Origin of the sequence: Prevotella rectalis, assembly GCF_900607215.1 — a bacterium.
GTDB classification, from domain to species: Bacteria; Bacteroidota; Bacteroidia; order Bacteroidales; family Bacteroidaceae; genus Prevotella; species Prevotella brunnea.
This window is the reverse complement of the sequence record NZ_LR027820.1, coordinates 683,453-694,983: the sequence shown is the minus strand read 5'-3', so window position 1 is coordinate 694,983 and position 11,531 is coordinate 683,453. Positions and strand designations below refer to the sequence as shown.

General features: G+C 39.0%; 9 protein-coding genes, 7 tRNA genes and 4 pseudogenes. 13 read left to right on the top strand and 7 right to left on the bottom strand.

From position 1 onward, the window contains the following. From E0E16_RS13875 to E0E16_RS03865, 6 genes and pseudogenes are all read right to left on the bottom strand, one after another. Positions 1-211: transposase (locus E0E16_RS13875; protein ID WP_500796508.1), on the bottom strand; the 211-nt coding region annotated here is incomplete at its 3' end. 800 nt (positions 212-1,011) lie between these two features. Next, a pseudogene (locus E0E16_RS03885) lies at positions 1,012-1,596 on the bottom strand (RHS repeat domain-containing protein); the annotation flags it as partial. A gap of 359 nt (positions 1,597-1,955) precedes the next feature. Beyond that, positions 1,956-2,327 (bottom strand): energy transducer TonB, encoded by a 372-nt coding sequence (locus E0E16_RS03880; RefSeq protein ID WP_025877735.1) that lies wholly within the window; start codon positions 2,325-2,327, stop codon positions 1,956-1,958. A gap of 680 nt (positions 2,328-3,007) precedes the next feature. Further along, positions 3,008-3,799, bottom strand: a pseudogene (locus E0E16_RS14925) (RHS repeat domain-containing protein); the annotation flags it as partial. A 5-nt stretch (positions 3,800-3,804) separates the two neighbouring features. Continuing rightward, a pseudogene (locus E0E16_RS14920) lies at positions 3,805-4,518 on the bottom strand (RHS repeat-associated core domain-containing protein); the annotation flags it as partial. Between the two features lie 152 nt (positions 4,519-4,670). Beyond that, on the bottom strand, positions 4,671-5,165 hold the full coding sequence (locus tag E0E16_RS03865) for a hypothetical protein (RefSeq protein WP_025877725.1): 495 nt from the start codon (positions 5,163-5,165) through the stop codon (positions 4,671-4,673). Positions 5,166-5,315: 150 nt separating this feature from the next. Here E0E16_RS03865 and E0E16_RS03860 point away from each other — a divergent pair. From E0E16_RS03860 to E0E16_RS03800, 13 genes and pseudogenes are all read left to right on the top strand, one after another. Then, positions 5,316-6,057: pseudogene (locus E0E16_RS03860) on the top strand (transposase family protein). 278 nt (positions 6,058-6,335) lie between these two features. Then, positions 6,336-6,409 (top strand) — tRNA-Pro (locus E0E16_RS03855). Positions 6,410-6,436: 27 nt separating this feature from the next. Then, positions 6,437-6,509 (top strand) — tRNA-Gly (locus tag E0E16_RS03850). Positions 6,510-6,555: 46 nt separating this feature from the next. Then, a tRNA-Leu gene (locus E0E16_RS03845) sits at positions 6,556-6,637 on the top strand. Between the two features lie 31 nt (positions 6,638-6,668). Next, positions 6,669-6,752, top strand: a tRNA-Leu gene (locus tag E0E16_RS03840). 26 nt (positions 6,753-6,778) lie between these two features. Beyond that, positions 6,779-6,851, top strand: a tRNA-Gly gene (locus tag E0E16_RS03835). A 42-nt stretch (positions 6,852-6,893) separates the two neighbouring features. Then, positions 6,894-7,430 carry a hypothetical protein gene (locus tag E0E16_RS03830; protein ID WP_130828966.1) on the top strand — a complete coding sequence of 179 codons (537 nt, stop codon included), beginning with the start codon at positions 6,894-6,896 and terminating at the stop codon, positions 7,428-7,430. Between the two features lie 23 nt (positions 7,431-7,453). Continuing rightward, on the top strand, positions 7,454-7,858 hold the full coding sequence (locus tag E0E16_RS03825) for a single-stranded DNA-binding protein (RefSeq protein ID WP_130828964.1): 405 nt from the start codon (positions 7,454-7,456) through the stop codon (positions 7,856-7,858). Beyond that, a complete protein-coding gene (gene gldE / locus E0E16_RS03820) occupies positions 7,858-9,174 on the top strand; it encodes a gliding motility-associated protein GldE (RefSeq protein ID WP_130828962.1) in 1,317 nt (438 codons plus the stop codon). The genes E0E16_RS03825 and gldE overlap by 1 nt, the downstream gene beginning before the upstream one ends. Further along, positions 9,158-9,664 (top strand): 4'-phosphopantetheinyl transferase family protein, encoded by a 507-nt coding sequence (locus E0E16_RS03815; RefSeq protein WP_130828960.1) that lies wholly within the window; start codon positions 9,158-9,160, stop codon positions 9,662-9,664. Before gldE ends, E0E16_RS03815 begins: the two co-directional genes overlap by 17 nt. Positions 9,665-9,837: 173 nt before the next feature. Continuing rightward, a complete protein-coding gene (locus tag E0E16_RS03810; RefSeq protein ID WP_130828957.1) occupies positions 9,838-10,443 on the top strand; it encodes a porin family protein in 606 nt (201 codons plus the stop codon). Between the two features lie 148 nt (positions 10,444-10,591). Next, positions 10,592-10,664, top strand: a tRNA-Lys gene (locus tag E0E16_RS03805). A gap of 36 nt (positions 10,665-10,700) precedes the next feature. After that, positions 10,701-10,773, top strand: a tRNA-Lys gene (locus E0E16_RS03800). 212 nt (positions 10,774-10,985) lie between these two features. Here the strand turns inward: E0E16_RS03800 and E0E16_RS03790 are convergent. Continuing rightward, positions 10,986-11,531 (bottom strand): ISAon1 family transposase (locus E0E16_RS03790; protein ID WP_130828424.1); only part of this gene is annotated, 546 nt, incomplete at its 5' end.

The following is an 11,531-nucleotide window of genomic DNA, read 5'->3' as shown; positions in this document are numbered from 1 at the left end:
GAATATGCTTCAGCACTATAAGACCGACCATCAGGCGGATAGGCTTGGCCATGCGTCCGTTGTCCTTACAGTACAAGGGGGCAAAGGAACGCTCAAAGGTTTCCCAATTTATCAGATTGGCAAGTTTGTACATTGGATGGGTGGGATTGAGCATGGATGCCAAGTCCCAAAACATTGATACCTGATGGGTGTTGGATGGAGATTTATACATTGTTGATTTGCAAGATTTTACCATGCAAAGATACAAAAACTTGTAGATATATACAAATAATAGAAAGGCTATTTTATTGATAATCAATAGGTTATTTACTTTTCAAGGGACGACTAATTAAAAACAAAATCCCGACAATGGCGACTAATTTTATTATTTTATTTCTTTCCATTTTGCTTTACTTGATGTCCTTTATTTTTTTCTAAAAGTTGACTATCTGACCGAACGCCACCACCAAAGAATGTTCTGACATCCGATCCAAAAACTTTAGATGTAGAATCTAGCTTTTTAGAGAATTGTTCTACTATACTTTTTTCAATATTGCCAGACACGGCTGTCCTACAGGCTGCTGTTACATTTACCCAAGTCCCTTTTGAAAAAGCATCACTATTTAGCTGATCTGCATCAAACTCATCTCCATCAAAAAGCCATCCTCCATTATAGCCAACATTTAAATCTCCAGGTGTGGCATGTCCGACATAGTAAAAACTTGAAATTTTATCATTTTCCCTGGATTTTCCACCATTTTTATTATTTATATAATTAACAATATCATCAGCATCATCAACAACGATCATATTTATACCATTTCTTTGAGCTTGTTGTTTATATTTCTCCAACTCTTTTTTAGTATAGCCATAGTCTGTATCAGACTCACTAAATACGATCCAAGTAACTGCTTCTTTCTTACTATGTCTATGGCTCAATGCCCTTTTTGCTCTATCCAATCCATTAATAAGAAAATGCTCTCTATTTTGCATTGTACCACCATGCTGTCCTGAGACAACAATTCCTTCTTTTCCATTTGTATCAATAAAGATAATGGGATTATTATTTGCATAGCAATAAGAATTTACATTTGGATATTTCTCTTGTTTGGGATCACAACTCATCCACAAGCCCAGTCTCGGCTCGTAATACCTCGCACCATAGTAGTACATACCCGTTTCCTCGTCAAACTCTTTAGCGTTGAAGAGGTACGGCGTGTTCCACGTATTGTTGCGTTCTTCTATGAACACTTCTCCAAACGGTACATACTCGATGTGCTGTGTCACCTCGCCGTCAAGATTGGTGATGTAACTACTGCTGCCCAAGTGGTCGGGGTGGTAGTAGAACTGCATCTTCTCGTAATTGTCCTTATCGTGGAAATTACCGTTTGCAGCCCTTGTGCGTGCCATCGCCCTTGCCAGTGCCGCCTCCGGCGTGCCATCGTTGCAGCAGAAGCCCTGACCGTTCACGTAGTCGTCATTGTCCTAACCGTTATAAGGTTGGTCAAACGCCTTGTAATTGTCTTTAATGGATTGTAACTGCTGGTTGTACTTATCCTTGTAATTGATAGTCAAGCCATCAGCCTCATTACCTGCGTATGGTATTCGTCTTGGGTCTGTCTCTTATGTTCACCAATATATGCTGCTTTTTTGATTTTACTTCAAATTCAATCATAATATCTAATTAATTATGGTTATCAATATTTAACGTCGTTCTTTCCAGTTTATTGCTTACGGCTTTTAATACCCTTGTATGGGTAAGTTCAAACAATCTATATGTGGTTTACCATAGACTTGTAGTTTTAATATTATACATTCTGTTCTCTATCGCTATTGTAGCTTGCGTTTTCGTACCACGTTTTTTACTCTTTTATTTATGACGTCATATTTACCAGGATTAGACGTCATATCCGTCAGATTGAGACGTCATATTTTAGAGTGTATGACATCATATTTTGAACTTTAATGCTCATTCTTTACTTTCCTACAAAATAATTTAATATATATATAGTTTTTACGTTTATATTATTCTTTTTCCCAGGTTTCCATTTTGGCATTTTTTTAAGCATTCGTATAAAATTATTATCAAAACTCTTAGACACAGATTTTAATACAATGAAATTACTAAGAGTTCCGTCTTCCTTTACAACAAATTGAACAATTATATGCCCAGGAGCCCCATTTTCACCATAATCTTTTGGAATGTTGAAATTTTTAGTAATATAGTAAAAAAGCTCACTATCTCCTGTAGCAAAAGACGGAGATAGTTCTACATCATAAATAACTTTAGTCGTACTACATGATGTAAGAAGCATCAAAAATAAAAATAGCGATATTAATATTCTCATTTTTTAGATATATGCCAAAACTAATAATTATCAATAAACCAAAAGTTATCAAACTGCGAGCGTCCTTCCCCATGTTCTTGACGAATTATTTGTTTTTTGATAAATTCAAATTGCTGGGGAGTGATATTTGAATGTGGCAATTCTTTGACATTTCTTAGTTGTATTCCATCAATTGTATTGGCATAATTATTCATTACATTTTTATATACATCTTTGACTGTATTCGATGTAGAACTATAAGTAAATTTATGTCCTTTTGATGATATATTTTTTACTTCTGTATCAGAAAAACTCGGTTCGACTAATTCTGGCATTCCCAAAGTATGGAGCAATTCATGGATAATGTCTGCAGCAAAAACATAACCCTCTTTCACTTGATTTCGATTATTATATATCGTTGCATCTGCCATTCCTATTTTACAATTTATTCCAGCAAAAGTTGTTGGCGAATAATCAGAAAATGATACTATCAAATAAAGTTGATCTTCCTTTTGGGGTACATTGAAATTTATCTCTCCTGAGAATTTCCCCGAAGAAACCTCTTTTATCATACGATTAAATTCTGCATTAATATCTTGTTTATATTGCTCTATTATCTTTTGGTCAATATTAGGATTTACTTGTAATTCAACATTTGCATACACTACACCTCCAGTTTCATTATATTTTATTCCCCACTCTCTTCCATCAAAATCTTCATATCTTATAGGATTGTTGTTTGTATAGCAATAGGTATTTATATTAGCAAATTTCTCCTCCTTTGGATCCGTACTCATCCACAAGCTCAACCTCGGCTCATAGTACCTCGCACCATAGTAGTACATACCTGTTTCCTCGTCAAATTCCTTCGCATTAAAGAGATAAGGGGTATTCCAGGTGTTGTTGCGTTCTTCTATGAATACTTCGCCAAACGGTACATATTCGATATGCTGCGATACTTCTCCGTCAAGATTGGTGATGTAACTACTGCTACCCAAATGGTCGGGATGGTAGTAGAACTGCATCTTCTCATAATTATCCTTATCGTGGAAATTATCGTTTGCAGCTCTTGTGCGTGCCATCGCACGGGCTTGTGCCGCCTCCGGCGTGCCATCGTTGCAACAGAAACCCTGACCGTTCACGTAGTCATCATTGTCCTTACCGTTGTATGGAATATCAAAGCTTTTGTAATTATCCTTGATGGATTGGAGTTGCTGTGCATACTTGTCCTTGTAATTGATAGACAATCCATCCGCTTCATTTCCTGCATACGGGATGCGTCTTGGGTCTGCACCGTAGCTGGCAAGGTCACCTAATTTGCTAACAATACGCTGTGAACCGATGTAGATATGCTTGGTGTACTTGCCACCCTGTCCGGCTACCAAGTACGGGCTGACATAGAGTGAGAAGCGAGCCGTACCGGTGTTGCCACCCGAGAACTCAGAGTTCACATAAATGGCTTCATTCTCGCCTGAGGTCTTCACNTATGCTTGGTGTACTTGCCACCCTGTCCGGCTACCAAGTACGGGCTGACATAGAGTGAGAAGCGAGCCGTACCGGTGTTGCCACCCGAGAACTCAGAGTTCACATAAATGGCTTCATTCTCGCCTGAGGTCTTCACCGTGCGCTCACCATCGGCATCATACCAATAGTTGCTTACAAAACCGTTTTCATCAGCTGCCAAGAGTCTGTTCTCCTCGTCCCAACGGTACTTCTGCTCGGTTGCCTTTTCATCCTCCTTGCCGTCACGCTTTACACGAGAGGTATTGATGTAGACAAGGTTTCCGTTGGCATCGTAGATGTACTTGTGTCCGTTGTTGATGTTCGTGCTGTCCGTAGGAGTTTCTTCCGTCCGGTAGTTGATATCACGAACATTGTCGAGTTGGAACTTCTTACCCTCTGCGCTACCATAGGTATAGACGAGTTCGTAGCCTGCGTTGAGCGTGCCATCGAACTGCACACCTGTCTGTGAGAGATGCTGCCTCTTGCCCGTGATGCGGTGCATGTTGTCGTAGCCCATGGATAACGTATAAGATGCCGATTTATTGTCCGCACCTGCATACGTTCCCGTCGCGCTTGCCAGACGGTACAGCGCATCGTAGGTGTAGCTGTGGCTCATCCGTCCACCGGCCTTGCCGCTCTGCGGGAGCGGGGCGTTGTTCTGAATGCCCAGCACGTTGCTCACCGCATCGTAGGTATAGGCATTGTCCATGATGGTGCCTGCCTTGGCGTTCACCACGAGGTTCTGCAACCTGCGGTGCTGCGGGTCATAGCTATAGAAGGTCTCGGCTCCGTTGCAGTACTTGAGGTAGGTGCGCTGCTCAACATTCTCTAACAATAGCATCATTTTAATTACTTTTGGAGTCAAGTATTTTCTAAATAAGATAAGATCTTAAAATCTTTAATATCAATTCTTGGCTGTATATTCTTTATCTCAACTATTTTTTTATTAGAGTTTGGTGCTATGTGTTTTCCTACAATTTTATATAAATATAAACTGCTTTTAGCACACTTGAAATAGAAGCGACGATTATAGAGATTATTTCCTCCACCGTAAAAGGCTTCAAGTATAAAGCCGGTTCTATATTTCCTTATATTAACGTTAATGTTTTTTATTTCTTCAGAAGAAGGTAAATTTATTCTTGTAATTTCTTGTTTGTTTTTTTTGATAGAGAGTGTTTCAGAATAAATACCTTTTTCTGTAAATCCATTAAGTAATTGAACAACAAAACATACTTTTTCTTGTATTCGTATAACAATGGAAGATTTTATATCATATGTTTGTAATACTGACTTATTACCCTTCCCTATTTGAAAGGGAAAGGTAATAAGTATAGCCAAAGTTATAATATGTTTCATCTTTTTTCTGTTCTCCCTTAATTCCGCAACACTATTATAAATTAAACTTTTTAAGTACCTGAGCAACAAAAAGTTGCTCAGGATTTTGCCATGTCAGAATTTTCACTTATCTTAGTGTTGCAAAAAAAACAAGAGAATCCGACGATAGACATGGCGAAGATACAAATTAAATCTGAGAGACTCACTCCTTTTGGGGGATTATTTTCAATCATGGAGCAATTTGACTCCACACATTATCATCTGTAATCGACTCAACCCTCGGTCTAAGGTGTGGATCGTTCGGTTATCAGTACAGCGAAATCATCCGTTCTCTCATGAGTATCTACTTCTGTGGCGGTTCATGTACCCCAGATGTCACTACTCATTTGATGAACCACCTCTCGCTTCATCCGACACTTCGCACTTGTAGCTCTGATACTATCCTCAGAGCGATAAAGGAGCTGACGCAAGAAAACATTTCATACACATCAGATATGGGCAAGACCTACGATTTCAATACGGCTGACACTCTCAATACTTTATTGCTCAATTGTATATTTGCATCTGGCCAACTGAAAGAGGGTGAGATGTATGATGTTGATTTCGACCATCAGTTCATAGAGACAGAGAAGTATGATGCAAAGCCTACATACACGAAGTTCCTTGGTTATCGCCTGGCGTGGCGGTTATTGGCGATTTGATAGTCGGTATAATCCGTAACTTTTACAAGGCCATTATTCAAAGACTTGACGTAAAGAAGTACGGACTCAATGCAACAAGTCGCATAAAAGCGTTTGTCTTCAGGTTTATCTCTGTACCAGCCAAGTGGATCACGACATCAAGGCGGTATGTGCTGAATATCTATACCTGTAATAATGCTTACGCAGATGTTTTCCATACTGATTTTGGATAATGCCTACAACTTATGGGAATGATATTGTGTATTGCCTCAAGTCACATTGTGGGGTAAGGGGATATTGTAGGCAGAAGTGGATGCTTCAAGTTCAAATTATCTGCAAATTCAGTAATGAGAGGACGTGTAAACGCAATAAGGACGTTCAAGGGCTTAGTAGCGGATTTGAGGAAATAGATGCCGGGAAGAAAAAAATATCAAAATGTTTTGCAGGATAAAAAAAAAGCATTATCTTTGCACTCGCAATTCAGAAATGAGGTCTCTTATGACGAATGCAACGGGGTGTAGCGCAGCCCGGTAGCGCTCCTGGTTTGGGACCAGGCGGCCGCAGGTTCGAATCCTGTCGCCCCGACAAAGAAGCATTTAGTGAAATGTAATTGCGGAAATAGCTCAGTTGGTAGAGCACAACCTTGCCAAGGTTGGGGTCGCGAGTTCGAGTCTCGTTTTCCGCTCTTTGAAATACTGCGATAAGTAAGCCAAGAGACGTGCTCTCTGAATGCCCAGGTGGCGGAATTGGTAGACGCGCACGTTTCAGGTGCGTGTGTTTCACGACGTGCAGGTTCGAGTCCTGTTCTGGGCACTTTACTTATTCATTTGAAAATTTATATAATGGAGAGGTGGCGGAATTGGTAGACGCGCTACTTTGAGGGGGTAGTGAAAATTGCTTCGTGGGAGTTCGAGTCTCCTCCTCTTCACATGGTAAGTTCTTTTCTTACTGTTTGCGGAAATAGCTCAGTTGGTAGAGCACAACCTTGCCAAGGTTGGGGTCGCGAGTTCGAGTCTCGTTTTCCGCTCTTTTTTATTTTATATTGGAGAAACATTCTATCACCATCTAAATGAATTTATATTTAAGATATTTCGACAATGAAACATTGGTCTATAATGTCGATCAAGCGTTGGATTTTTTAGCGTCTATCCCGGATATACAATTAACACCGGACTTAGTAGAGGATATCCGTGCTTATGTGGATAGCGACTTGTTTTATCCGAAACGATACAAAGTTCGTCCCAGAATTTACTTTATCATTATAAAGACAGAAGCCGCTTCAATGTTAGATTTTAAGCAGAAGAAAGCCCTTCGTTCTACTGATATGGCTCAGCCCAAGGATAACCCTATAATCATGCATCTTAATGAAGAGAAGGATGGATGGTATGAAGGATCTTTAGACTTTAAGCGAGTGGTCTATATTCCAACGACCGGTAAATATGAATACCGCGACACACATTTCGTGGCACAGTGCAAGTCTATTTCAGGAATCGACTGCTATAATCGGATTATCGATTACCTGAGGGGGCGTGTAGATAATCGTAGTCAGTTCCCTTCAGCTAAAGGTAAAAACTTCTCGTTCCGTTATCTTGGAATGTGGAAATAACAAACTTTTGATAGGATGGCTTTATGAATAAAGTGATGTTGATAGGAAATGTAGGTCGCGATCCGGAAGTTCGTTATTTTGAAGCAGACCAATGTGTGGCTACTTTTTCAATGGCGACCACCGAAAGAGGCTATTCACTTCCCAATGGAACTAAAGTTCCGGACAGAACCGATTGGCATACAATTGTATTATTCAAAAGTTTGGCAAAATATGCGGAACGTTACATTCATAAAGGAGATAAGCTTTATATAGAAGGCAGGATACGGTATCGCGATTATGATGATAAGAAAGGAATTCGACATTCTGTAACGGAAGTATACGCAGATTCATTGGAATGGCTTTCTGCTCCTAAAAAAGCAAATGCGGTGAACACCTCAAAAGAACAGGAAGAAACTTCTTCTGAAGACGATTCTAAATTACCATTTTGATGGACGACTTCTTCAGCAACCTTTCAACATACGTAGAGTTTCAGCTCCCCACTTTAGGTGTAGTAATAGCTGCAACTTTAGTTCTCTTGCTATTATTATTATCAGGGTTTGCCAGTGGATCGGAGATAGCTTTTTTTAGTCTTTCGCCCAATGACCTTGATAGCCTTGATGCAGAGAAGAATGAAAACGACTCTAAAATACAATTGTTGCGAGATGACAATGAACGAACTTTGGCTACGATTCTGATTCTCAATAACCTTGTCAATGTGACAATTGTGATGCTTTCGAATTTTGTACTTGTAAGAATGTTCGTGTTCAAGGTCGCTTGGTTGGAGCTACTTTGTGTAACAATTCTTCTTACGTTCCTGCTTTTGCTTTTTGGAGAAATAATGCCTAAGGTCTATAGTCGCCAAAACCCACTTCGATTCTGTCGGAATGCGGCTAAAACCATTATGTTCTTCCGAAAGCTGTTTTGGCCTATTGAGAATATTCTACTGAGTAGCAGTGCTTTCGCGGAAAGGGTTATGCAGAAGGAAAATCACCAATTGTCGGTTGATGAATTGGAACAGGCTCTGGAGCTAACCAATAAAAGTGATATAGTTGATGAAAAAGAGATGTTGCAAGGCATCATACGTTTTGTTGATGAGACCGCGAAAGAAGTGATGACATCACGTCAGGACATTATTGATCTTGACATTCATTCCTCTTATACTCAAGTTCTGCAATGTATTACGGATAACAATTATTCTCGAATCCCTATTTATCAAGATAATATCGATAATATACGAGGGATTTTGTATATCAAGGATTTGTTACCTTACTTATCAAAACCAGATACGTTTAGATGGCAAAGTTTAATACGTCCTCCTTATTTCGTACCTGAAACTAAGAAAATAGATGATTTGTTGCGAGAGTTTCAAAACAATAAGGTGCATATAGCCATAGTTGTTGATGAATTTGGTGGGACGAGTGGTTTGGTAACGCTTGAGGATATTTTGGAAGAGATAGTTGGGGAAATAAACGATGAGTTCGATGAGGATGAGAAAGTGTATGTAAAAGTGAGCAAAAACACTTATCTTTTTGAAGGAAAAACGACAATAAGTGATTTTACTAAAGTTCTCAATTTGAATATTGATTTTTCAGATGTTCAAGGCGATGCCGATTCATTAGCAGGTCTGCTTTTGGAAATAAAAGGTGATTTCCCTGTCATTCATGAGAAAATATCGTTTATGAATTTGAATTTTGAAGTAGTGGGAATAGAGAATAGGCGAATCAGCAAAATAAAGGTTACAATAAATAATGTTGATAAGTCATGATAATCTACCTCAAGGTATCTCCATATCCGGCATGGAAATTGGGAAGGGTAGGGAGAATGAAAAGATTGGAGAACGAGATTTGCTTCGTGAGATGTGCGGATATGATGTAGAACTTTCTCACAATGAAAATGGCAAACCACTGATAAAAGACTGGAATCTTAGTATTTCTCACACTAAAGGCTTCTTAGTAATAATTCTTTCCAAAATATTTCGTGTGGGCATCGATATCGAATATCGTTCGGAAAGAGTGAAACGCATCGCCAAGAGATTTCTTCGTACAGACGAATTTTACACGAATACGGAACAACTTCTCACAATATGGTGCGCAAAAGAAACAATCTATAAATTATTGTCGGAAGAACGTCTAACGTATCAAGAAATAAAAGTAGATCCATTGCGAGAAACAGCTATGAATATGCGTACCAATCGGTTGTATCCTTTTGTAACTAAATATTATAAAGATTATATTATTACTTATGCATGGCTGTAATAGATGATTTGATAAGCATTAGGATAAACAGACTATGTTCAGTGATATTTTTTAATTAACAAATTTCTTGTTTTTTTTATACAAAAAAATTTGATATACCTACAAGTTTTTTTACATTTGCATTGTTTTAATAACGATAATAATATTATAATTCATTTTTAATAATTAAAACAATGAAAAAATTAATTCTTATGGCAGCTGTTATGCTTGCCTCAGCAGGTGCTTATGCACAACACGCAGTAGGGTCTTTTAATCTCCAGCCTAAAATTGGAATGAATGTATCCAATTTAACTGACTTCAATGATTCTGATCCAAGAGTAGGTCTCGCAGCCGGTATCGAAGGTGAGTATCAAGCTACTGATCTGTTCTCTATCAGTGCAGGAGTTCTTTACTCTATGCAAGGAGCTAAATCGGATTTTAAGTCTTCCACTCTTAATAGCCAAGTAACCGCAACTACTAAATTGGACTATATTAATATTCCAATTATGGCAAACGTTTACGTAGTTAAAGGACTTGCTGTTAAGTTGGGTATTCAGCCTGGTTTCAAGGTGAATAGCGAAATAAAGAAAGATGTAAAAACACCTATTGGCAATGGTGCAAAATCTACTGAAATTGAAGCAAAGTCGTTCGATTTTTCTCTTCCTGTGGGCATTTCTTACGAGTATGCAAATTTCCAGCTTGATGCAAGATATAACTTTGGTTTGACAAAGGCTTTTGATAAGGGCGATTCTAAGAACAGCGTGTTCCAAATAACGCTTGGTTACAAATTTGATTTATAAAAATCCGATAATGTTATTCGTAATGGGGATTTCGTAGTGAAGTCCCCATTTTTATTGATGCAGATTGAAAATAAATCACAAAAAATAGATGAAACCTTTGGAATTCTATTAAAAAAGCATTACCTTTGCATTCGCTAAAATGAAATGAGCACCCTTAGCTCAGTTGGCAGAGCAACTGACTCTTAATCAGTGGGTCTAGGGTTCGAATCCCTAAGGGTGTACTTTCCAATGGGTATTAATGGTAATTTCATTCATGCGCACCCTTAGCTCAGTTGGCAGAGCAACTGACTCTTAATCAGTGGGTCTAGGGTTCGAATCCCTAAGGGTGTACAAAAAATCCTCAAAGGTCTTTAGGAAATCTTTGAGGATTTTGCATTTTAGAAATTTACCACAAATGCCCCCCAGTTCGGGTCATTCCGTAATTTCAAACATTATTATATGTTTTTCATACAGGGTACACTCAAATCATATTTTGGGTCAATCGTAAAACCGGGTCAGTTCAGGGGAGTAACGGATATTCCTTTCTTCGGCTCAGTAGAAAATCAGTGGGGATATGCGTATAGATTTGCAATTCTGAATAGGAAGAACTTCTTGTCTGCCACTCCTCTTAGATTAGCTCGGAAAAGTTTAATTTTGGCATTGAACGATTCTGCCATGGCATTCGAAGCCCTGTTGTTATAGAAGTTCAATATCTCATCATAATGCTCGTAGAATGTGGCAGCAATGACATTGAATGAATGAAAGCCTGCCTCTTCAACTTTATTGTACCACCGTGCCATGGAAAGTCTGGCTGCATCCTTGATGGTGTTCTTTGCAAAGATCATGCGCAGAGAATGGCACAATCCGTATGCCTTTTGGATGTCCGGATATTGTTCAAAAAGAATTTTAGCTCGCAGTTTCTGACGCTCGGTCCATTTGTCAGCGGACTTGAAGAGCAGATATCTTGACCTGGCGAGAAGCTCTTTTCTTGTATCTCCATTAGCGTATCGGTATGGGCTGTATGGTTCATCGCAGAGTTTTGCCTCCTCCATCTCGTCGTTTGCCTGCTGTATTGCATCCCAGCGGTGCTTGATACGCAATTCCTGTAC